At 64.0% G+C, this 21,306-nt stretch carries 25 protein-coding genes; 10 read left to right on the plus strand and 15 right to left on the minus strand.

Going from position 1 to position 21,306, the window contains the following annotated elements; all coding sequences use genetic code 11:
- Nucleotides 1–146: 146 nt before the first annotated feature.
- From RBB31_RS02015 to RBB31_RS02025, 3 genes are all read right to left on the minus strand, one after another.
- A complete protein-coding gene (locus RBB31_RS02015) occupies nt 147–1,283 on the minus strand; it encodes an ABC transporter substrate-binding protein (protein ID WP_306127576.1) in 1,137 nt (378 codons plus the stop codon).
- A gap of 22 nt (nt 1,284–1,305) precedes the next feature.
- A complete protein-coding gene (locus RBB31_RS02020; protein ID WP_306127577.1) occupies nt 1,306–1,542 on the minus strand; it encodes an Lrp/AsnC ligand binding domain-containing protein in 237 nt (78 codons plus the stop codon).
- Nucleotides 1,543–1,632: 90 nt separating this feature from the next.
- A complete protein-coding gene (locus tag RBB31_RS02025) occupies nt 1,633–2,058 on the minus strand; it encodes a tellurite resistance TerB family protein (protein ID WP_306127578.1) in 426 nt (141 codons plus the stop codon).
- Between the two features lie 113 nt (nt 2,059–2,171).
- Here RBB31_RS02025 and RBB31_RS02030 point away from each other — a divergent pair, with 113 nt between their 5' ends.
- On the plus strand, nt 2,172–3,746 hold the full coding sequence (locus RBB31_RS02030; RefSeq protein WP_306127579.1) for a lysine--tRNA ligase: 1,575 nt from the start codon (nt 2,172–2,174) through the stop codon (nt 3,744–3,746).
- Between the two features lie 62 nt (nt 3,747–3,808).
- Entirely contained in the window at nt 3,809–4,207 is a 399-nt protein-coding gene (locus RBB31_RS02035) for a cytochrome c (RefSeq protein ID WP_306127581.1), read from the plus strand.
- Nucleotides 4,208–4,317: 110 nt separating this feature from the next.
- Here RBB31_RS02035 and RBB31_RS02040 read toward each other — a convergent pair whose 3' ends face one another.
- Nucleotides 4,318–5,001, minus strand: a complete 684-nt coding sequence (locus RBB31_RS02040) for a hypothetical protein (RefSeq protein ID WP_306127582.1) — start codon at nt 4,999–5,001, stop codon at nt 4,318–4,320.
- A gap of 448 nt (nt 5,002–5,449) precedes the next feature.
- Here RBB31_RS02040 and RBB31_RS02045 point away from each other — a divergent pair, with 448 nt between their 5' ends.
- Nucleotides 5,450–6,325: an adenylate/guanylate cyclase domain-containing protein gene (locus RBB31_RS02045; RefSeq protein WP_306127583.1), complete on the plus strand. Its 876-nt coding sequence runs from the start codon at nt 5,450–5,452 to the stop codon at nt 6,323–6,325.
- A 32-nt stretch (nt 6,326–6,357) separates the two neighbouring features.
- On the opposite strand, the gene parE is transcribed toward RBB31_RS02045, so the two are convergent.
- From parE to RBB31_RS02070, 5 genes are all read right to left on the minus strand, one after another.
- A complete protein-coding gene (gene parE, locus RBB31_RS02050) occupies nt 6,358–8,316 on the minus strand; it encodes a DNA topoisomerase IV subunit B (RefSeq protein WP_306127584.1) in 1,959 nt (652 codons plus the stop codon).
- 88 nt (nt 8,317–8,404) lie between these two features.
- Nucleotides 8,405–8,782, minus strand: coding sequence for a type II toxin-antitoxin system death-on-curing family toxin (locus RBB31_RS02055; protein WP_306127585.1), 378 nt, complete (start codon nt 8,780–8,782; stop codon nt 8,405–8,407).
- On the minus strand, nt 8,779–9,027 hold the full coding sequence (locus RBB31_RS02060) for a hypothetical protein (protein WP_057793239.1): 249 nt from the start codon (nt 9,025–9,027) through the stop codon (nt 8,779–8,781). The genes RBB31_RS02055 and RBB31_RS02060 overlap by 4 nt, the downstream gene beginning before the upstream one ends.
- A 45-nt stretch (nt 9,028–9,072) precedes the next feature.
- Nucleotides 9,073–9,984 carry a glucokinase gene (locus RBB31_RS02065; protein WP_306127586.1) on the minus strand — a complete coding sequence of 304 codons (912 nt, stop codon included), beginning with the start codon at nt 9,982–9,984 and terminating at the stop codon, nt 9,073–9,075.
- On the minus strand, nt 9,981–10,748 hold the full coding sequence (locus RBB31_RS02070; protein WP_306127587.1) for an HpcH/HpaI aldolase/citrate lyase family protein: 768 nt from the start codon (nt 10,746–10,748) through the stop codon (nt 9,981–9,983). The genes RBB31_RS02065 and RBB31_RS02070 overlap by 4 nt, the downstream gene beginning before the upstream one ends.
- A 137-nt stretch (nt 10,749–10,885) precedes the next feature.
- Here RBB31_RS02070 and RBB31_RS02075 point away from each other — a divergent pair, with 137 nt between their 5' ends.
- Together RBB31_RS02075 and RBB31_RS02080 are read left to right on the plus strand one after the other, a co-directional pair.
- Nucleotides 10,886–11,485, plus strand: coding sequence for an HdeD family acid-resistance protein (locus tag RBB31_RS02075; RefSeq protein WP_306127588.1), 600 nt, complete (start codon nt 10,886–10,888; stop codon nt 11,483–11,485).
- Between the two features lie 137 nt (nt 11,486–11,622).
- On the plus strand, nt 11,623–12,180 hold the full coding sequence (locus tag RBB31_RS02080; RefSeq protein WP_306127589.1) for a DUF2585 family protein: 558 nt from the start codon (nt 11,623–11,625) through the stop codon (nt 12,178–12,180).
- 352 nt (nt 12,181–12,532) lie between these two features.
- Here the strand turns inward: RBB31_RS02080 and RBB31_RS02085 are convergent, their stop codons facing one another.
- The gene (locus RBB31_RS02085) at nt 12,533–13,453 is read right to left on the minus strand and encodes a manganese-dependent inorganic pyrophosphatase (RefSeq protein ID WP_306127590.1); all 921 of its coding nucleotides are present in this window, start codon (nt 13,451–13,453) and stop codon (nt 12,533–12,535) included.
- Between the two features lie 100 nt (nt 13,454–13,553).
- On the opposite strand from RBB31_RS02085, the gene RBB31_RS02090 reads away from it, so the two are divergent.
- Genes RBB31_RS02090 through RBB31_RS02100 form a run of 3 tightly spaced genes read left to right on the plus strand, consistent with a single transcriptional unit; the run spans nt 13,554 to nt 15,767 of the window.
- Nucleotides 13,554–14,219 carry a DUF2161 domain-containing phosphodiesterase gene (locus RBB31_RS02090; RefSeq protein WP_306127688.1) on the plus strand — a complete coding sequence of 222 codons (666 nt, stop codon included), beginning with the start codon at nt 13,554–13,556 and terminating at the stop codon, nt 14,217–14,219.
- Nucleotides 14,212–14,910, plus strand: a complete 699-nt coding sequence (locus RBB31_RS02095) for an SGNH/GDSL hydrolase family protein (RefSeq protein ID WP_306127591.1) — start codon at nt 14,212–14,214, stop codon at nt 14,908–14,910. The genes RBB31_RS02090 and RBB31_RS02095 overlap by 8 nt, the downstream gene beginning before the upstream one ends.
- A gap of 5 nt (nt 14,911–14,915) precedes the next feature.
- Nucleotides 14,916–15,767 (plus strand): MBL fold metallo-hydrolase, encoded by an 852-nt coding sequence (locus RBB31_RS02100; RefSeq protein WP_306127592.1) that lies wholly within the window; start codon nt 14,916–14,918, stop codon nt 15,765–15,767.
- Between the two features lie 70 nt (nt 15,768–15,837).
- Here RBB31_RS02100 and deoD read toward each other — a convergent pair whose 3' ends face one another.
- Nucleotides 15,838–16,542 (minus strand): purine-nucleoside phosphorylase, encoded by a 705-nt coding sequence (gene deoD, locus RBB31_RS02105; protein WP_306127593.1) that lies wholly within the window; start codon nt 16,540–16,542, stop codon nt 15,838–15,840.
- A 72-nt stretch (nt 16,543–16,614) separates the two neighbouring features.
- Between deoD and RBB31_RS02110 the strand changes: the two genes are divergently transcribed.
- On the plus strand, nt 16,615–17,142 hold the full coding sequence (locus RBB31_RS02110; protein WP_306127594.1) for a DUF4329 domain-containing protein: 528 nt from the start codon (nt 16,615–16,617) through the stop codon (nt 17,140–17,142).
- 17 nt (nt 17,143–17,159) lie between these two features.
- Here the strand turns inward: RBB31_RS02110 and RBB31_RS02115 are convergent, their stop codons facing one another.
- Entirely contained in the window at nt 17,160–17,600 is a 441-nt protein-coding gene (locus RBB31_RS02115; protein WP_306127595.1) for a GNAT family N-acetyltransferase, read from the minus strand.
- A 145-nt stretch (nt 17,601–17,745) separates the two neighbouring features.
- Here RBB31_RS02115 and RBB31_RS02120 point away from each other — a divergent pair, with 145 nt between their 5' ends.
- On the plus strand, nt 17,746–18,297 hold the full coding sequence (locus tag RBB31_RS02120; protein WP_306127596.1) for a DUF4168 domain-containing protein: 552 nt from the start codon (nt 17,746–17,748) through the stop codon (nt 18,295–18,297).
- A 75-nt stretch (nt 18,298–18,372) separates the two neighbouring features.
- Here RBB31_RS02120 and RBB31_RS02125 read toward each other — a convergent pair whose 3' ends face one another.
- The 3 genes from RBB31_RS02125 to RBB31_RS02135 all read right to left on the minus strand — a co-directional run bounded on the left by RBB31_RS02125 (nt 18,373) and on the right by RBB31_RS02135 (nt 21,231).
- Nucleotides 18,373–18,759 (minus strand): nuclear transport factor 2 family protein, encoded by a 387-nt coding sequence (locus tag RBB31_RS02125; RefSeq protein WP_306127597.1) that lies wholly within the window; start codon nt 18,757–18,759, stop codon nt 18,373–18,375.
- Nucleotides 18,756–20,735, minus strand: a complete 1,980-nt coding sequence (locus tag RBB31_RS02130; RefSeq protein WP_306127598.1) for a protein meaA — start codon at nt 20,733–20,735, stop codon at nt 18,756–18,758. The genes RBB31_RS02125 and RBB31_RS02130 overlap by 4 nt, the downstream gene beginning before the upstream one ends.
- Before the next feature lie 169 nt (nt 20,736–20,904).
- Complete coding sequence (locus RBB31_RS02135) at nt 20,905–21,231, minus strand: hypothetical protein (RefSeq protein ID WP_306127599.1); 327 nt, start codon at nt 21,229–21,231, stop codon at nt 20,905–20,907.
- Nucleotides 21,232–21,306 lie beyond the last annotated feature (75 nt).

The raw sequence follows: 21,306 nt of genomic DNA on the forward strand, positions 1-21,306 counted from the left end.
CTGCTACGCTAGCGCAACGTCCTCCGTCCGCAAAGGGCTCGAAGCGGTCATCGCGCCACGAGCCCCTGAAGCACCCATCTGCACCACAACATACAAAGAACTGACCCCGGGGGACGGCTTTTGCCTGCCCCCGGGTGCGGCCCGTCCTACATCTCGCAGTCTTCGACATAGACGTTGGAATGATCCTCCAGCGCGGTGCCGATGATCTTGTTGGTGTAGACGTCGCCTTCCTTGATCACCTCGCGGACATAGATGTCCTGTACGGGGTGGTTGTTGGAGGCAAACTCGAAATCGCCCCGCGTCGATTCGAAATCGGCTTCCTTCAGCGCGGCGCGGAAGGCGTCGGCATCGGTCACGTCGGCCTTGGCCATCGCGGACAACAGCAGGTTGGCGGTGTCATAGCCCTGTGACGCGTAAAGCGAGGGCAGGCGGCCATATTCCTCCTGGAAGGCGGCGACGAATTCCTTGTTCGCCTCGTTGTCCAGATCCTTGCTCCACTGGCTGGTGTTCTTGATGCCAAGCGCGGCCTCGCCCACGGCCTGCAGGATACCCTGGTCGAAGCTGAAGGCGGGGCCGACGACCGGAAGGTCGACGCCGCTGTCGGCATATTGCTTGAGGAAGGAAATCCCCATGCCGCCGGGCAGGAAGAAGAACACGCTGTCGGCCTCGGACGCGCGGATCTGGGCGATCTCGGCGGCATAGTCCGTCTGGCCCAGCTGGGTGTAGACCTCGCCGGCCAGTTCGCCGTCGTAGATGCGCTTGTAGCCCGTGAGCGCGTCCTGCCCCGCGGGATAGTTGGGCGCGAGGATGAAGGTGTTCTTGAATCCGGCCGAGTTGGCATAGCCGCCCGCGGCCTCGTGCAGGTTGTCGTTCTGCCAGGCCACGTTGAAATAGTTGGGGTTGCAGCCCTTGCCGGCCAGCGCCGAGGGGCCGGCGTTCGGCGACAGATAGAACTTGCCCTGCGCCACGGCGGCGGGGACCACGGCCATGGCGAGGTTCGACCAGATGATGCCGGTCAGAACGTCGACCTTTTCGGACTGGATCATCTTGTCGGCCAGCTGCACGGCGATGTCGGGCTTGCGCTGGTCATCCTCGACCACGACTTCGATCTCCTCGTTGCCCGACATCTTGACCGCCAGCAGAAAGCCGTCGCGCACGTCGATGCCAAGGCCCGCGCCGCCGCCCGACAGCGTGGTGATCATGCCGACCTTCACGCCTTCGGCATGGGCCATCGCGCCCAGGGCCGTCATCGCCGTGGCGGCCAGGATAGTTTTCAGTTTCATTGTTTCCTCTCCCTTGGAAGTGTCAGAACGCCTTGAACGTCAGCGTCGTCTCGGTGCGTTCGATATTGTCGATTGTCGCGAGGTTCTCGTTGATGAATTTGCCCACGTCTTCGCCTTCGGGGACATAGAGCTTCAAGAGCAGGTCGAACGGCCCGGAGGTGGAATAAAGCTCCGAATGGATTTCGCGCAGGGCGATTTCCTCGGCCACCTTGTAGGAGGTGCCGGGGCGGCAGCGGATATTCACGAACAGTGGGCGCATGTGACAGGTCTCCCGATCGGCTGGGGCCTATTTAGAACGGTTTTCGGCGCAGATGGAAATGGGCAATTTTCACCAGGGGCCGCGCCGGGATCATTCGCGCACGTGCCGTGCCCGCGCCCCGCGCTCGATGGCCGCAGCGTGCAGCCGGTCGATGTTCAGCTGATAGCGGATCTCGCCAAGAAATCGCAGTTCGGTCTCGTCCAGAAGACCATCGGACGCAGCCACGTCGCAGGCCAGGGCATAAGCGGTTTCATACAGGCGCTCGGGCAGGTTGTCGGTGACGAGGCCGAAAAGCGCATCCAGACCGTCCTCTTCGGCGAAGAGGTCGAACACGGTCTGCGCCATGGTCTTCATCCGGTCGGTATCGTAGGTGGCGAAGATCGGCAGGTTGTCGATCGCGCTTTCGATCTTGACCAGTTCGGCGGTGCGGATTTCCTCGTCCGAGGCGGACACGGCGATCATCATGGCCACGAGGCAGTCCTGCGGGGTAAGCGGGTGGGAATCCTGGTCGGTCATGCGCTGTCCTTTGGCGGTCTTGTCGCGGTGCAGAATATTGACTGTCCGGGGGTGTAGCAATAGGAACCGAGGCGGCCCGCCGTTCGTGCGGGCCTCAACCTCTGGAGACCGACATGTCCGAACTGCGCGACGCCGCGATGAGTGCGAAAGCCTGGCCCTTCGAAGAAGCGCGCCGGCTGCTCAAACGCTATGAAAAGGCGCCGCCCGAAAAGGGATATGTGCTGTTCGAGACGGGCTATGGCCCCAGCGGCCTGCCTCATATCGGGACCTTCGGCGAGGTGCTGCGCACGACGATGATCCGTCACGCGTTCCAGCAGATCAGCGATATCCCGACGCGGCTCTTCTGCTTTTCGGACGATCTGGACGGGATGCGCAAGGTGCCCGGTAACGTGCCCAACCAGGAGATGTTGCAAGAGCACCTGCAAAAGCCGCTGACCAGCGTGCCGGACCCGTTCGGCGAATTCGAGAGCTTCGGCCACCACAACAACGCCATGCTGCGCCGGTTCCTCGATACCTTCGGGTTCGAGTACGAGTTCTATTCCGCCACCGATTTCTACAAGTCCGGCCAGTTCGACACGACGCTGCTGCGCGCGGCCGAGCGGTATGACGACATCATGAAGGTCATGCTGAAATCCCTGCGCGAGGAGCGGCAGCAGACCTATTCGATCTTCCTGCCGCTGCACCCCGAGACGGGCCGCGTGCTCTATGTGCCGATGAAGAACGTCGATGCCGTGAAAGGCGAGATCACGTTCGATGACGAGGAAGGCCGGGAATGGACCCTGCCGGTGACCGGCGGCAACGTGAAGCTGCAATGGAAGCCCGATTTCGGCGCGCGCTGGGCCGCGCTGGGCGTGGATTTCGAGATGTACGGCAAGGACCATTCCACCAACACGCCGATCTATGACAAGATCTGCGAGATCCTGGGCACGCCGGCGCCCGAGCATTTCACCTACGAGCTTTTCCTCGACGACAAGGGGCAGAAGATTTCCAAGTCGTCGGGCAACGGGATCAGCATCGACGAGTGGCTGAGCTATGCCAGCACCGAGAGCCTTTCGTATTTCATGTACCAGAAACCGAAGACCGCCAAGCGCCTGTTCTTTGACGTGATCCCGCGCGCGGTGGACGAGTATCACCAGCAATTGCGCGCCTATCCGGGCCAGGATGCGGCGGGCAAGCTGAACAACCCGGTGCATCACATCCACAACGGCGACGTGCCGGAAAGCCGGATGGTGGTGTCGTTTGCAATGCTGCTGAACCTCGCTTCGGTGGCCTCGGCGCAAGACAAGGAAACGCTCTGGGGCTTCATCAACCGCTACGCGCCCGATGCCAGCCCCGAGACGCATCCCGATCTCGATGCCGCGGCAGGTTCGGCGGTGAAGTACTACGAGGATTTCGTCGCACCCACGAAGACCTATCGCGTCCCGACCGAGCTGGAGCGCGAGGCGCTGACCGACTTGCGCGACCGGCTGGCCGCCTATGACGGCCCGGTCGAGGACGAGGCGCTGCAATCGGTAGTCTATGCCGTGGGGCGTGACCGCTTCGACCCGCTGCGCGACTGGTTCAAGGCGATCTACGAGACGCTGCTGGGCGCAAGCCAGGGGCCACGCTTTGGCGGGTTCATCGCACTCTACGGTGTTGACGAAACCGTGGCGCTCATTGACCGTGCGCTGGCGGGCGAGCTGGCTTGATCCACGTCAAGGCGGGCCGTTCGCGGCCCGCTAGACTGGGGAAAAAGACAGGGAGCAGGACCATGATCAGACCAATCACCCTCGCCGCGTGCCTTGTGGCCGGGGCGGCCACCGCGCAGGACTCGATGCCCGAACCCGACGAGGGGCGCGCGATCTTTGAGGACAATTGCGCCGTCTGCCACGGCAGCCGCGGCATGGGTAACGGTCCTTGGGCCGGCTCCTACAACCCGCCCCCCGCCGACCTGACGGCGCTGAAGGAGGACGGCGTGTTTTCCCGCACGCGGGTCCTGTCGGTGATCGACGGCTATGACCGCACCGGCCTGCCGGGGCACGAGATGCCGGAATTCGGCCTGCTGTTGCAGGGTGACACGGTGCCCGTGGACGTGGGCGACGGGGTGATGACGCCGACGCCGCGCCCGCTGGCGGCCTTGCTGTTCTATATCGAAAGCATCCAGGACTAAAGTGTTTCGCCTTTTACCTGAGCCATCAGCAAAAGGCGAAACGCGTGCAACGATTGGCTGTTGTGCTGCGTTTCGCGATACGCTGTGATTCAGCTTTATCGCGAAACGCTTTAGACCCGGCAGATCCCGTTCAGCTCGACCCCGTCCCAGGGCAGCACGACCTTGTCGGGGATGGTGAGCGTGCCCAGCGGAAACGCGCCTTCCAGCAGTTCCTTCAGCCGGGCGGTGCGCGGCGCTTCGGGGTCCAGCGTGGCGCAGCAGACATATTCCTCGACGATCGAGGCCTGCTGTTCATAGCCGTAATCGAGGAACCGCGTGTCGGTGCCGACCTCGAAGAGGTAGGGGTCGTCGCTGACCTGATGCTCGCGCACGGCCTTGAGCGGGGAATAGCCCGTCTGGGCGCGGTTCTGCCATTGCCAGACATGGGTCATCTCGTGGGCAAAGAGCATCGCCTCGACCAGGTAGATGCGCTCGTCATAGTCGGGCAGGTAGTTTTCCAGGTACCAGTCCTTGGCGAAGAAGACCTTGTTGAGAAAGACGAGGGCGGCGGGGCTGACGGTGACTTCCTGCGTTTCCTCGGCCTGCGGCGGAAAGATCCGCTCGCGGCAGGCGACGCGGGGGCGTTTCTTGCGGGTATAGGTGGTCTTGCCGATCAGCGCGCCGTCCACCAGCCGGATGCGGCCCGTGTCGATGGAGGAGCCGTGGATCTGCGTGGTGAACGCTTTTTCGGTGTCCGTCAGGGGGCGGCCACAAGACATCAGAACGGCAAGGGACAACAGGAAAAGCCAGCGCATGGCCGCGACGTTAGCGGGATTCGCGGGAAAAGAAACCGGCTGATTTCGCTTGCGGCCGGGGGAAAGGAGGTCCCGGGTCAGGCCCGGGACTGCGTTGCGCGAGGGGAGGTGCCGCGTGATTGCCAGACCGCGGGGTGGCGATCCGACGGTGGTTCAGGGCAGTTTATGGTTGCTGTGTCCGCATGACCTCTGATCGGAGTGCTTGCGTCAGCCAATCGCCAGCCCGGGGGGCGGTCTGGCGATCGCGCGGCGGCGCAGCGTGCTGCGCCTTGATTCCGCGCGCCGCTGTTAACTCTGATGATCGCAAACCGATTGACTAGACTACTAGTAGGTCAGGCAACTTAGATGTCGCGTGCTTTGCGCAAGGATAGCCAAAATGTTTAAACATATTGTTCCTCCTTAACGTGTGTGCAAATCTTAATGAAACTATTGCTCTGAGGAAGATTACGTGACCGATTACTTTGAGGACATCATAAAAAACAAAAATCAGACTATCGGTGCGAAAGTCGTATTCTTTGACATTGTTTCCTACTCGAAACGTCGTACTCAATCGCAGGCGATGGTCATCAATAGCATGATTGAATGCTTAGACATCGCCCGGGCCGAAACAGCGAAAAAATATCTGCATTACAGCGAGAAGAACTCTATATCCTTCCGAGACGATGTACTTTTTCTACCGGCTGGTGATGGGGCGGCTGTTTGCTTCCCGTTTGAAGGACTTCACGATGTGCATTTGTTCTTCGCAAAGGAACTTATTAAAGAAGTCGTGACCCGACGCGAAAATAACAAGTGCGAAAAATATGAGGAAAACGGTTGGTGCAACTGTCACGCAAATTTTGCGCTTTCGATTGGCGTCGCCGAAGGTAAGTGTGTACTTTATCGAGATTTGAATAATCGGTACAACATTGCTGGAAATGCTATAAACTTGGCCGCACGAGTGATGGGCCAAGCCGATGCAGATCAGATATTGTTCTCCGATGATGCATATTGGCAATTAATTGATCTCGTTGAAGATCCTCACATGGACGAGAATTTTAAGCGATTTTCTGAAGTACGGATAAAGCATGGAGAAAAAATTTCTATCTACCAATACGTAGGAAATGAAACTTTCTTGAATTCCGAGGAACCAGAAAAACTAGAGTTAAGCCGACGCTCGAGAAATATGACTAAGCAGATGGAAATGCTAGGTTTTCCGGCAATGCCTGACGCTGAGAAAATGGATTTTGCCAAACTGAAATCCTTTATGGTTGATTTCGAAACTTTACTTAACACCTTTGGAAAAATGGCGATAGATGAACAGGCAAATAGTAAGGATGATCAGTAGCTTGCACTGTATATCGGCATGAAATCATCTACTCAAACATCCAACTCCTCCACGAACCGGGCGTTCTCCTGGATGTACTGGAACCGCAGTTCGGGCTTCTTTCCCATCAGGCGCTCCACCAAGTCGCCGGTCTCGCCGGGTTCGTCCTCGTCGATGGTCACGCGGATGAGCTTGCGGGTGGCCGGGTCCATCGTGGTTTCCTTGAGGTCCTTGGCGTCCATCTCGCCCAGGCCCTTGAAGCGGGAGACGTCGATCTTGCCCTTGCCGCCCAGGCCCTTTTCCAGCCAGAGGTCGCGCTCGGCCTCGTCGATGCAATAGACGCGTTTGGCGCCCTGCGTCAGGCGATACAAAGGCGGGCAGGCGAGGTAGAGATGCCCGGCGTCGATCATCGGGCGCATCTGGGTGAAGAAAAAGGTCATCAGGAGCGAGGCGATATGGGCACCGTCGACGTCCGCGTCGGTCATGATGATGATCTTGTCATAGCGCAGGTCGTCGATGTTGAACCGCGATCCCAGCCCGACGCCAAGCGCCTGCGTCAGGTCGTTGATCTCGGCGTTGCTCCCCAGTTTCGAGCTGGCCGCGCCCAGCACATTGAGGATCTTGCCGCGCAGGGGCAGCAGGGCCTGGGTCTTGCGATCCCGGCCCATCTTGGCGGAGCCACCGGCGGAATCCCCTTCGACAATGAACAATTCGGTGCCGTCGCGGGTTGAGGACGAGCAATCCACCAGCTTACCGGGGAGGCGAAGTTTCTTTGTGGCGGATTTGCGTTGTGTTTCCTTCTCGGCCCTGCGGCGCAGGCGTTCTTCTGCCCGCAGGACAAGGAAATCGAGGATGGCGCCGGCCGATTTGGTGTCGGCGGCCAGCCAGTTGTCGAAATGGTCGCGCACGGCGTTTTCCACCAGCCGCTGCGCCTCGGTCGTGGCCAGGCGGTCCTTGGTCTGGCCGACGAATTCCGGCTCGCGGATGAAGCACGAGACCAGCGCGCAGCCCCCCGTCATCAGGTCATCGCGGGTGATGTTTGCGGCCTTGCGGTTGTTCACCAGCTCGCCATACGCCTTGATGCCCTTGACGATCGCGGCCCAGAACCCCGCCACGTGGGTGCCGCCCTCGGGCGTGGGGACGGTGTTGCAGTAGGATTGCAGGAAGCCGTCGCGGCTGGGGGTCCAGTTGATCGCCCATTCCACCTTGCCCGGCGTGCCGAAGCGTTCCTGGAAATCGACGGTTCCGGCAAAGGGATTCTCGGCATAGGTCGAGGCGGTGCCCATCGTCTCGCGCAGGTAATCGGCCAGGCCGCCGGGGAAGTGGAACGTGGCCTCCTGCGGGGTGTCGCCGTCGGCAATGGCGGATTTCCAGCGGATCTCGACGCCCGAAAAGAGGTACGCCTTGGAGCGGATCGAACTGAAGAGCCGCGCGGGCTTGAAACGGTGATGGCCGAAGATCTGCTCGTCGGCATGAAACGTCACGGTGGTGCCGCGGCGGTTGGGGGCGGCGCCGACCTCTTCCAGCTTGCCTTGCGGGATGCCGCGGGAGAAGCGTTGCTCGTACAGTTTCTTGTCGCGGGCCACCTGCACGATCAGGAGGTCCGAGAGCGCATTCACCACCGACGCGCCGACGCCGTGCAGGCCGCCCGAGGTCTGATAGGCCTTGCCCGAGAACTTCCCGCCCGCGTGCAGCGTGCAGAGGATCACCTCGAGCGCGGATTTGCCCGGGAACTTGGGGTGCTCGTCCACCGGCATCCCGCGGCCATTGTCGCGGATGGTGATGGAATGATCCTCGTGCAGCTCGACCTCGATCCGGTTGGCGTGGCCCGCCACGGCCTCGTCCATCGAGTTGTCGAGGATCTCGGCCACCAGGTGATGCAGCGCCCGCTCGTCGGTGCCGCCGATATACATGCCGGGGCGCTTGCGGACAGGCTCTAGCCCCTCCAGCACCTCGATCGAGGAGGCGTCGTAATTGCCGGAATCGGTGGGGGTCAGAAGGTCGTCGGCCATGTGCGCTGCTCTTTGTTTTATGGGTTGGGGCGCAGTATGGCAGAGGGGAGGCGGTGGGGGAAGTGGTCAGGTGCGTTGAAACCGCACCCTACGCAGCTTTGGTGCGCAGCCAGTCGGCCAAGTCGTCCTCTGCCAGCTTGCCTTGGGCGAGGGCGATGATGATCTGGCCGATCTCTTCGGTGTCATGGGTGATCGACACGCCGTGCAGGGTCAGGCAGACCAGCATGGTGCGATAGGCCGTGCGCTTGTTGCCGTCGTTGAAGCAATGGCCTTGTGCGACGGCCCCCGCATAAGCGGCGGCAAGGTCGAAGACATCCTCGATCATGCCGTAGACCAGCCGGTTGTCGACGCGCGCGAGCGCACCTTCCAGCGACTTGTCCCGCGCGCGTCCCGGCAATTCGCCGGGATTCAGGGCCATGTCGTGAAGCGCCTCCACCTGGTCGGCGGAGAGAAGCAGAAAGCTCATTTGTCCTTCAGATACTCAAGCACGGGCTGCGCCTGCTCGCGGGTCGCCTCGACGGCGGCCATGACCTCGTCCATCGTGGCATAGCGCGGCTCGCCTTGCAACGAGGCCTCTTCCGGCACCAGGTAGCCCACGCAGCGCGAATTCTTCATGATCGCCACCGGCTTGCCGCCCGCGCGGTCGAGCACCTTTTGCGGTTCGCGCAGTTCGGTCATGGTGCAGATCTGGTTCGTGTGCAGGCGTTTCATGGGTGTCTCCTGAGGTGCGCGTCAAAATATACACTTCAGTGTATATTATTTCAAGCATTGCGCCAGGTATCGTGCGCAGCCGCGCAAGGCGGCGTTATCATCCGAGATCAGCGTAACGGGTATCGCGGTCAGGATATCGGTGTAGGGCCCACGCGGGTGGAACGTGTCGGTGAAGCCCAGCGGGCTGAGGTATGGCGCGATGGCGCGGGCGGTACCGCCGATCAGGTAAAGCCCCCCGGTCGCCATATGTGACAGGCAGAGGTTCGAGGCCGAAAGGCCAAGCAATGACACGAACGCCTGAAGCGTCTTGCGCGGCTTCAACGCGATGACCTCGGCAGGTGTCAGCGTCTTGCCAGTGAAGAAATGGTGTAGCCGGGTGAGGCCGGGGCCGGAAAGGGCCGCTTCGATGGGCAGGTGTGATGCCTCGCCGCGCAGGTGATCGTAGAGCGCGCGAAAGCCCGGCGCGTCGGGCAGGGTGGTATGACCGGATTCTGACGGCGGCACGAAAAGGTCGTCGCCCACGCGGTGCGCGACCGCGATGTTACAGCCCGTGCCCAGCCCCAGCACCATGCGCGGGCCTTGCGGGTCGGGCGTGCCGGAAATCAAGGGGGTCAGGCTGTCCGCGTCCAGATCGTCCAGCGCGTAGGCTTGTGCCTGGAGGTCGTTCATCAGGTGAACCCGGTCGGCGCCGGTGGCGCGGGCCAGCGCGTCGGCCTCGATGTGCCAGGCGTGGTTGGTCAACTGCGCTGCCCCGGCCCGCACCGGCCCGGCGACCCCGGCGCATATTGCCCTGACGGCGCCCGGGCGCACCGTGTCGAGATAGGCGCCAAGCAGGGCGGCCAGGCTGGCGTGATCGGCATTGGCAAAGCTGAGGGCGGACTCGGGCAGAAGGCCGGCGCCGTCGGACAGTCCGACGCGGCAAAAGGTGCCGCCCAGATCGACCAGAAGGCGCGTCATGCCTGCCAGTTGCGCGCCAGCGCCCGGGCGGCATTGGCAAAGAGCAGCACGTCGATCCCCACGCCCAGCATCTGCGCGCCCCAGTCGCGATAGGTGCGCGTGGTCTTCGCGTCGATGCCGAGGATGCCGGGCGCCTTGCCCGCGGCGCGAATGCGGGCCAGCGCGTCCTGCATGGCTTCGCGCACCTCCGGGTGGTTCGCGTCGCCGTGATGGCCAATGTCGTTGGCCAGGTCCGATGGCCCGATAAAGGCCGCATCGACGCCGTCGACCGCGCAGATCGCATCGAGGTTTTCCAGCGCGGCCACGCTTTCGATCTGGACCACGAGGCACATCTGGTCGTTGGCCGTGGCTATATAGTCGGGCACCGCGCCAAAGCCCGAGGCCCGCCCCAGCGCCGCGCCGGAGCCGCGCACGCCCTCGGGCGGATAGCGCATGGCGCGCACGATCCGCTCGGCGTCGGCCGCGGTGTCGACCATCGGGGCCAGAAGCGTTTGCGCGCCCGCGTCGAGCACCTGCTTGATGATCCAGTCCTCGGCCACGGGCACGCGCACGATCGCTTCGCTGGGCGAGGCGCGCAGGATGCCGATTTGGGCCGAGAGGGTGTGAATGGTGTTGGGCGCGTGCTCGCCGTCGAGGATCAGCCAGTCGAACCCGGAAGTGCCCAGAATCTCGGTGGCATAGGCATCGGCGAACCCGGCCCAGCAACCGATGAGGGGCTCTCCGGCGGCGAGGGCGGTCTTGAAACGGTTGACGGGGGCGGACATGGGCGGGCCTCCAAGGTCTTCAGTTCGAGGGCCAGTTAAACGCGGCGGTGGGCCGAGGTCCAGCGGCGGGCGTTGGGGAACCGGCACCGCAACTCGCGCGTTGTGCGCGTGAAACGTCTGCGAAGGTGACACACGCAATGACATCGACCGAAACCCTGGGCCGCCCCGTGCGACACAGACCGACCGGGCGGACCGAGCGCGAACCGGGCCGCACCGGATTGACGATCCTGGGGCTCGTCATGCTGGTGGGCGGGATGCTGGCGTTCTTCAACCCCTTCGCCGCATCGCTGACCGTCACCGCCGTTGCGGGAGCCGCGTTCCTGCTGGCCGGGTTGACGCAGCTCTGGCTGGCCTTCAGTGACCGGGGCGACGCGCTGGGCGGTCGCATGCTTGGCGGGCTGATCGGGCTGGCCCTTGTGCTCTTTGCTGTCTCGCTGTTGCTGAACCCGGTGGCCGGACTGATCACCCTGACGCTGGCGGTCGCCGTGCTGTTCGCCATATTGGGGCTGTTGCGCCTGGTTTACGCCTTCCGGATGCGCGCGCGTCACGGCTGGGGCTGGATCGCCGGTGCCGGGCTGATGTCGCTGGCGCTTGCAGGGATGATCGTGCTGGGCCTGCCAGGCGCCGCCGCCGACGTGCTGGGCCTGTTTCTGGGCGTGGACCTGACGCTGTCGGGCATCGCCACGCTGGCGCTGGCCTGGAACAAGCCCAGGGCACCGGGGCAGGAAGTTTCTTAAGCGGTAAACATGTTGAATGTGCAGGCGGGCGCGGTCCACTCAGGAGCGCGCCCGTCTCGTGCGCGGGTGTGCCTTGCCCCGATATGCCATCGCGCTTTGCGATGGACAGGGGATCGGTGCTGTGATTCGGTGTCTGCATGAGCAACAGGCGCGTGACATTCGGCATCGTGGCCCTGATGGGCCTTGCCACGCTGGTGGTTCTGCTTGGAATGGGGCGCAATCCGACATGCCCCTGCGGGTGGGTGGACCTTTGGGGCACCGTGGGCACCAGCGAGGGCAGCCAGCAGGTGTTCGACTGGTACTGGCCCAGCCACCTGTTGCACGGGGTCCTGTTCTACGCGCTGTTGTGGCTGGTGGCGCGCCGGGTCGATCTGGGCTGGCGGCTGGTGATCGCGACGGCGGTGGAATGCGCGTGGGAGATCGTCGAGAACACCGACGCGGTGATCGAGCGCTACCGCGAGGTGACGATCTCGCTGGATTACTACGGCGACAGCGTGCTGAACTCGGCCTCGGACATCGCGGCGATGTGGCTGGGCTTCTGGCTGGCGCGGCGCTTGCCGGTCTGGGTCAGCGTGGCCGTGGTTGTGGGGTTCGAGCTGCTGACGCTGTGGGTGATCCGCGATAACCTGACGCTGAACGTGGTGATGCTGCTCTACCCGGTCGAGGCCATCTCCGACTGGCAGGCGGGCGGCTGAGCCCGCTCAGTCGTCGTCGCGTCGATGTTTGTCGCGCCGCCGGGTGCGGCGTCCGATGCCGATGAAGGACAGCACCACGATGGCAACTAGAAGAAGGACGACAAGGCCCATGCGGTGCGTCTCCGGCGAATGTTTTTATAATCAGGCCTACAGTTTGCGGCGCGGTGCCACAAGTCGCACCCGTCCCGGGCCTGACCCGGGACCTCTTGCCGCGAGAGATCCCGGATCAAGTCCGGGATGGCGGTGAGAAAATGCCGACGCGCGGCGTCAACGTCACGGGGCCGGCGGGATACGAAAAACGCCCCCGCAAATCCTGCGGAGGCGTTCGGAATGCAAGCGATAGCGAAAGGTGTCAGACCGCCAGGTTGGGAATGATCTGCTTCTTGCGGCTCATCACGCCGGGCAGCACCACGGTATCGCCCGAAACGGAGGCGCCGAAGCTCTTCTCGGCCACGCCCTTCACCAGGTCGTTGGGCACCAGCAGGGTCGCTTCCTCGTTCAGGATGTCCACGACGAACAGAAGCACCTGGTCGACGCCGTCCTCCTTGGCCACGTCCTGCATCGAGGTCATCAGGCTGTCCTTGCGGTCCAGCACCGTGGCCGGCGCGGTGGTTTCCAGGACCGAGACGCGGAACTTGGTGCCGCCGACCTCGTATTCCTTGCTGTCCATGCGGATCAGTTCAGCGTCGGAGAAGGCCGACACGTCGGACTTGGCCGCGAACATCTCGGCGGCGTAGTCGGCGATGTTCACGCCGAGATCGCGGGCCAGTTGCTCGGCGGTGGCGCGGTCGTGGTCGGTGGTGGTGGGGCTGCGGAATTCCAGCGTGTCGCTGAGGATGCAGGTCAGCGCCGCGCCCTTGGCCCAGTCGGGCATCTTTTCCGCGTCCTCGCCCATCAGGTCGATCATGATCGTCGCGGTGCAGGCCAGCGGGCGCACGGTGATGTCGATCGGCCCGGAGGTTTCCAGCCCGCCCACCAGCTTGTGGTGGTCGATGATGCCCTGCACGTCGGCGCCGTTGATGTTGGTCGGCAGCTCGGCGGGGTTGTTGGTGTCCACCACGATGCAGGGCTGGCCGTCATCGACATTGGCGATGATGCGCGGCTTGGGCAGGTCCCAGCGTTCCAGCATGAAGGCGGCCTCGGTGTTGGGCTCGCCCAGAAGGACGGCCTCGGCATCGCCGCCCTTCACGTCGTTGAGGTACCACGCCCAGAGGATGGGCGAGCCGGTGCTGTCGGTGTCGGGGGATTTATGGCCAAATACGAGCGTGGTCATCGGATGTGTCGTCCTCGGGGCTGGAATGAGTTTGTTCGCGCGCCTTATAGGGCTGTGCGAAGGGCTTGTCACCCATGCAACCTGCGGCCAAATTGCCGGGATGCATGATGCCCGCGAAACCCTGTTATACGCCCCGGTCAAGGCCTGGCTGGAGGCGCTGGGCTATGACGTGAAATCCGAGGTCGGCCCGGCCGACGTGGTGGGCCTGCGCGACGGGGCCGAGCCGGTGGTGGTGGAGCTGAAGACCGGGTTTTCCCTGACCCTGCTGCAACAGGCGGTGGCCCGGCAGGCGGTGACCGAGCAGGTCTATGTGGCCGTGCCGCGCTGGAAGGGAAAGGCGGGCTGGCGGGCGTTCAAGGGCAATATCGGCCTTTGCAAGCGGCTGGGGCTGGGGGTGCTCAGCGTGACGCTCGACGAGGGCACGGTCCGAGTGCATTGCGACCCCGCGCCGTTCCGGCCGCGCCAGTCCAAGGTCAAGCGCGCAAGGCTGCTGAAGGAGTTCAATGCCCGGCGGGGCGATCCGAACGAGGGCGGCACGCGCGGGCAGATCGAGACGTCCTACAAGCAGGATGTGCGCGCCTGCGTGGCGTACCTGTCGGAACATGGCCCGTCCTCGGGCGCGGTGATCGCCCGGGCGACGGGCGTGGCGCGGGCCACGCGGATCATGGCCGACAATCATTCCGGCTGGTTCTTTCGGGTCGAGCGTGGGGTCTATGCCCTGAGCGACACCGGCATGGCGCTGTGCGAGGCGGAAACCGATGCGTGACGCGTTCCGCGCGGCGCTGCTGTCGCCGGTGCTGGTGCCACAGGTGGCCTGGGTCATGCTGCGCGCCTCGCGCCTGCCCGAGGCGGCGGGCCCGCGCAACGGCGTGGCGGGCGAAGGCCCGGACCTGCGGTTGCTGACCCTGGGCGACAGTTCCGCCGCGGGCGTGGGCGTCGAGACGCAAAAGGACGCGCTGGCCGGGCGGCTTGTGGCGCATCTTGCCCCGCAATTCCGCGTGCACTGGCGACTGGAGGCGCGGGGCGGCGCGACCACGGCAACCGCCCTGGCCGATCTGGCGCAGATGCGGCGCGCGCAATTCGACGTGGCGGTGATCGCGCTGGGCGTGAACGACGCCAAGAACGGGATGCGCCGGGCGCGGTGGCGGCGCAATTACAGTGACCTCGTGGCTTTGTTGCAGGACAGGTTCGGCGTGACGCGCGTCGTCGCCTCGGGCGTGCCGCCGCTGGGGCTGTTCCCGCTGCTGCCCCGCCCCTTGCGCGGGGTTCTCGGGCGGCGCGCGGCGGCACTGGATGGCGCACTGCGCGACCTTGTGGCGCGAACGCCTGCGCTGCGCTACGTTCCAATGGCATTCCCGACGGACCGGGGCCTGATGGCCGCCGACGGGTTTCATCCCGCCGCTCCGCTCTACGACCTCTGGGCGGGCCGGGTGGCGGAGCGGATCAGGGAGGGGTGAGCGTCATGCTGTGTCGGATCGGAGAGGTGGAGGTGTGGCGCGTCCTGGAGATCGACGCGCCGTTCCTGGCCCCCGAAGAGATGTTCCCGGGCGCCGGTAGGGATGTGGGCCGCGTCATCGCCGAAAAGGTGCCGGGCGGGCTCTGCCCCCGCACGGGGCGCGTGATGCTGCCGATCCAGGGCTTTCTGCTGAAAACGTCCGATCACGTGATCCTGGTGGATACCTGCGTGGGCAACCACAAGACCGCGCCGAGCTTTCCCGACTGGCATCAGCGCGACACGCCGCGTTTTCTGAACGCGCTGGGCGCGGCGGGGGTGGGCGTGGAGGATATCGACTATGTCCTGTGCACGCATCTGCACGTCGATCACATCGGCTGGAACACGCGGCTGCTTGACGGGCGCTGGGTGCCGACCTTTCCCAACGCGCGCTACCTGCTGCCGAAGGCGGACGAGGCGTTCTATGCCGAGAAGGCCCGGGGCATGTATGACGAAAGCATCCTGCCGGTGATCGAGGCCGGGCAGGCGGAGCTGGTCGAGGGCGCGCACGGGATCGGCGAGCACGTGACGCTGATGCCGACGCCGGGGCATACCGGAGGGCATGTGTCGGTCCGGGTGCAAAGCGGCGGGGCCGAGGCGGTGATTACGGGGGATGCGATTCACACGGCGGCGCAATGCTGGCATCCCGAGTGGCACTTCACCTTCGATCAGTCGCCCGAGCAGGCGGTCCGCTCGCGCCGGGCGTTGCTGGAGGCGGCGGCGGAGCGGGATGCACGGGTGCTGGGCACGCATTTCCGGCTGCCGTCGCTGGGCCGGGTGCGGGTCGAAGGGGACGCGTTCGCGTTTCTGGAGGACATGTAGGGTGCGTTTTCAACGCACCGTGCCGGAACGGTGCTTCTCCGGACCAGGAAAGGTGCGTTGAAAACGCACCCTACGGGAACGACGCCTCCAGTGCGATCTCGACCATGTCGGCAAAACTTGCCTCGCGGTCTTCGCTGGAAAGGGCCTCGCCGGTCGACAGGTGGTCCGAGACCGTCAGCACCGACAGCGCCCGTGCCCCGTGCCGCGCCGCCAGCGTGTACATCTCGGCGGTCTCCATCTCGACGGCAAGGATGCCGTGGCGGGTCATCTGCTCGTTGAGGTCGGGCCGCTCGTCATAGAACGTGTCCGAGGAATAGATCCCGCCCACGTGATGCGGCACGCCCCGCGCCTCGGCCGCCGCAACCGCCGCCCGCAACAGGCCCCAGTCGGCGCAGGGGGCATAGTTCAGTTCCCGGAAGATGGTCGAGGAGGGCGTCGCGACGCTGCTGGCCGTCATGGCCAGGATCACGTCGCGCAGCCCCACATGCCCCTGCATCCCGCCTGCGGAGCCGATGCGGATGAGGGTCTTTGCCCCAAAGTCGCGTAGAAGTTCGTTGGCATAGATCGACAGGCTCGCCATGCCCATACCGCTGCCGTGGATCGTCACGGCATGGCCGCGCCACGTGCCAGTAAAGCCCAGCATCCCGCGCACCGCGTTGATCTGGCGCGGCGCATCGAGGAACCGCTCGGCGGCCCATTTGGCGCGCATCGGGTCGCCGGGCATCAGGACGGTTTCGGCAATGTCGCCCGGTGCGGCGCCGATATGGATTGTCATGGACTGCCCTTCGCTGTGAGATCAGGCTAAGGTAACGCCTGCACCCGCCGCCGCAAGAGAGGACAAACGTAGATGCGGATACTGCCCCTTCTGGCGCTGTTGACGGTGGCGCCCGCCGCCGCGCCCGCGCAGACCGCCGACGAGATCGGCGTTGCGCGGCATGTCCTGTCTCAGGCGCAGGCCCGGTCGGTGGCCGAGAACCGCGAGTATTGCGGCTATATCGGTTATACCGCAGCGGGCCAGCTGGCCACCACGCGCGCGCGGCGGGGATACCTGAACTATTGCCAGCCCAGCTGGCCCAAGGGACTGCGCGTGGTGGCCTCCTGGCACACCCACGGCGCCTATGACGAAAACGCCTGGTCCGAGGTGCCCACCGTCAACGACATCCGCGCCGACAAGGGCGAGCGCATCAACGGCTATGTCGGCACGCCGGCCGGGCGGCTGTGGTTCCTCGACACGCGCCGCATGGTGGTGCGCCAGCTCTGCGGTCCGGGCTGCATTCCCGCCGATCCGCGTCACGTGATGGGGGCCGAGGGGCCGATCGCGCGCTCCTATACCCTGCGCGAACTTATGCGCCGCGAGGCGGCGCAGTTTCCCTGAACCGGCGAGAGGGCGCCTCAGCGGGTATACTTGATGAACGGCGTCAGCTGCCCGATCCGGTCGTAGAGCTGCCGCGCCTGGCTGTTGAAATCCTGCGTCATCCAGTAGACCGAAGGTGTGCCGTTCGCATCGGCGGCGGCATAGACCGCCTCGATCAGCTTGCGGCCCACGCCGGTGCCGCGCACCGAAGGGTCGGCATAAAGGTCCTGAAGGTAGCAGATCTTCTCGACCCGCCAGTTGTGCGGGTGAAAGATGTAATGCACCAAGCCCACCGGCGTCTCGCCGTCCAGCGCCAGCAGGCCGTTCTGGTCGGTCACCTCGGGCGCGCAGAGCCGGGCGAACGTGGTCTGGTAGACCTCCTCGCTGACGCTGCTTTCATAGAACTCGAGATAGGCGGTCCAGAGCCTGCGCCAGTGCGTCTCGTCCTTGGGTTCGATGGGGCGAATGGTAAGAGGCATGGCACGGCTCCGTTGCGGTCGGATGCACATTGTCCTGCCCGAGCCCCGGATTCCAGCGCTTTTTCGCCGAGCGCATTGCATCGGGCGGCGGGACTGTCCATGTGTCTGCCAAGTGAAACCGAGGCAATCCGTCGAGGAGACAGGAATGATAAAACGCATCGCAATCGCCACCACCGCGGCACTGGCGCTGACCACCGCAGGCTTTGCACAGGAAGCCGCAGATGGCACCACCGAGCAGGGGACCGCGCAGGGTGAAACCCAGCAGAACGCCGAGAAACAGACCCCGACCCGCACGCTCGAGGCGATCGAGCCGGCCGAGGGGATCACCAACGACACCCTGACCGACGAAAAGCTGCGCTCTTTCGTGCAGGCGCTGGTGGCCGTGAACGTCGTGGCCGAGCATTTCATGCCGCGGATCGAGGCCGAGGCGGACGGCGAGAAACGTGCCGAACTGATGGCCTATGCCAACGACTCCATCGTGAACGCCATCGACGTGATCGCCGATATCACGCCGGCGGAATTCAAGGCGATCGACATCGCGGCGCAGCAGGATCAGGAACTGAACCAGCGCATCCTTGACGAGATCAAGGTTGCCGCCGCCGAAGGCAAGGCCGCTCAGCAAGCCGCGGAAGAAGAGGCCGAGGCCGCCGAAGGTGCCGAGGACGGCGCCGAGACCGAAGACACCCAGACCGAGTAAGCGGGCCGGTTATCCGGCACGCCCAGTGCGTTCCGGGGTCGCGCCCAATCCCTCCGCGGACGATCCCGGGACGCATCAGAAAAGCCCGTTCTCGTTGGCCGACTGGCCGGCGATGACCTGCAGGACGTCCCAATGCTCGACGATCCTGCCACTTTCGTCGAAACGAAAGATGTCCATCCCCGCATAATCTTCGCTGCCGGGCCATGTCTGGTGGCAATGCAGCACCACGAGGTCGGCCTCTGCCACGGCGCGGACGAAACGCACCTGCTTGCCCGGATATTCGCGCGCCATGCGCTCGAAATAGTCGATGAACGCATCCTTACCGTCCGCGACATGCGGATTGTGCTGGATATATACCTCGCCCGCGTAGCGCTCGATGGCTTCGCGCGGGCGGCACTGGTTGAACATCAGGTCGTAAAAGGCCATGGCGTTGGCCTTGTTGCGATCCGCCCTGTCGCTCACTCGGCGGCGACCGCCTTGGGGTCGGCCAGCGTGACGATATCCATCATGATCGTGTTCAGCTCGAAATCCTTGGGCGTGTAGACCCGCGCCACGCCCATCTCCAGCAGGCGCTTGGCGTCTTCCTCGGGGATGATCCCGCCGACGATCAGCGGCACGTGGCCCAGCCCCGCCTCGCGCATCCGGTTAAGCAGATCCTCGACCAGCGGCATGTGGCTGCCCGACAGGATCGACAGGCCGATGACATGCGCCTCGTCATTCAGCGCGGCGGTGACGATTTCCTCGGGTGTCAGGCGGATCCCCTCGTACGAGATGTCCATGCCGCAATCGCGGGCGCGAAAGGCGATCTGCTCGGCGCCGTTCGAATGCCCGTCGAGGCCCGGCTTGCCCATCAGGAATTTCAGGCGGCGGCCCAGCTTCTTGCTGACCGCATCCACCGCGTCGCGGATATCGTCCAGGCCCTCGGTGCGGTTCGACGGGCTGCCCGAGACGCCGGTGGGGCCGCGATACTGGCCGTGGATCTGGCGCATCTGCTCGGCCCATTCGCCTGTGGTGACACCCGCCTTGGCCGCCGCGATGGAGGCGGGCATGATGTTCTCGTTCATCGCCGCGGCCTCGCGCAGCGCCGCTAGCGCGGTCTTCACGGCCGCGTCGTCGCGTTCCTCGCGCCAGGCGTTCAGGCGGTCGATCTGCTCGGCCTCGGTCGCCGGATCGACGCGCATGATGCCGCCATCCTCGGATTGCAGCGGGCTGGGTTCGGAGGTGGTGAACTTGTTGACGCCCACCACGGTGGTCTCGCCCGCCTCGATCCGGCCCAGGCGGTCGGCGTTGCTGTCCACCAGCCGCGCCTTCATGTGCTCGATCGCCCCGATGGCGCCGCCCATGCTACCCAGCGTCTCCAGCTCCTGCCGGGCGCTGTCCTTGAGCTGCTCGACGCGGGCGTCGACGGCGGGGTTGCCATCGAACAGGTCCTCGTATTCCAGGAGGTCCGTCTCGTAGGCCAGGATCTGTTGCATCCGCATCGACCATTGCTGATCCCACGGGCGCGGCAGACCAAGCGCCTCGTTCCAGGCGGGCAGTTGCACGGCGCGGGCGCGGGCCTTTTTCGACAGCGTCACCGCCAGCATTTCGATCAGAATGCGGTAGACGTTGTTTTCGGGTTGCTGCTCGGTCAGACCCAGCGAGTTGACCTGCACGCCATAGCGGAAGCGGCGGAACTTGGGGTTCTCCACGCCGTAGCGGGTTTGCAGGATCTCGTCCCACAGGTCGACGAAGGCACGCATCTTGCACATCTCGGTCACGAAGCGGATGCCCGCGTTGACGAAAAAGCTGATGCGCCCCGCCAGTGCCGGGAAGTCTTCCTCGGGCACGCGCGGCTTCAGTTCGTCCAGCACGGCGCAGGCGGTGGCCAGCGCAAAGGCCAGCTCCTGCTGCGGCGTCGCGCCGGCCTCCTGCAGGTGGTAGGAACAGACGTTCATCGGGTTCCACTTGGGGATATGGGTGTAGCAGTATTCGGCCACATCCCCGATCATCTTGAGGCTGGGTTTCGGCGGGCAGATGTACGTGCCGCGGCTGAGGTATTCCTTGATCAGATCGTTCTGCACCGTGCCCTGAAGCGCGCTGACATCCGCGCCCTGTTCCTCGGCCACAGCGATATAGAGCGCCAGCAGCCACGGCGCGGTGGCGTTGATCGTCATCGAGGTGTTCATCTGATCCAGCGGGATCTGGTCGAAGAGCGTGCGCATGTCGCCCAGGTGGCAGACCGGCACGCCGACCTTGCCGACCTCGCCCTTGCTGAGAACGTGGTCGCTGTCATAGCCCGTCTGGGTGGGCAGGTCGAACGCCACGCTGAGGCCCGTCTGCCCCTTGGACAGGTTCGAGCGGTAGAGCGCGTTCGACGCCTTGGCGGTGGAGTGGCCCGCATAGGTGCGGATCAGCCAGGGACGATCCTTGGGGGTCTCATTCTGCATCTGCGACATCGGGCGGCCTCGTGAATCGGTTTGCGCAACTTTCTTTCAACGTGGGCAAACTATTCGGAATTATGTGACGCTGTCAATTCGCTGCGTTGCGGCAATTCGAGGCGGTGCGCGACAGAAGTATTGAGCGTTCCATAAGTGGAAGGGTTCGGTTACGCTGGTGGATTGACACTCAAGGTACTAATCCACGAGCAAACCAACTAGCTACAACGCCAAGGCTCGCCCAAAATCCGAGTGTGCCGGCAAGTAGGAAGATTTGTAGGATAAGCTTGAGAGCCACCGAGGCACCTGCATTGGCTCCTATCCTGTCGCTTCGTAGCCATTCGCGAAACGGGAATGAAACCAGCGCACCGATCCAGGCAACCAGTGGGATCCAAACTGTGGTCAACTCATTGAGGTAGCCAAACAACCAAATTCCAAAGGGTACGCCTACCAAAAAGATAAATATCATTGTTTCGTCTCGATCATGGCGTTCACGTGCAAAATCGCGAAGATCCATGTCGCTGATACGCGACTAATTTTTCCGTACAATAGTTTGATCTTGGCCAAAAGCAAAGTGCTCCGAACAACGTAT

It is taken from the genome of Roseovarius sp. MMSF_3350 (assembly GCF_030733425.1).
Taxonomy (GTDB): Bacteria; Pseudomonadota; Alphaproteobacteria; order Rhodobacterales; family Rhodobacteraceae; genus Roseovarius.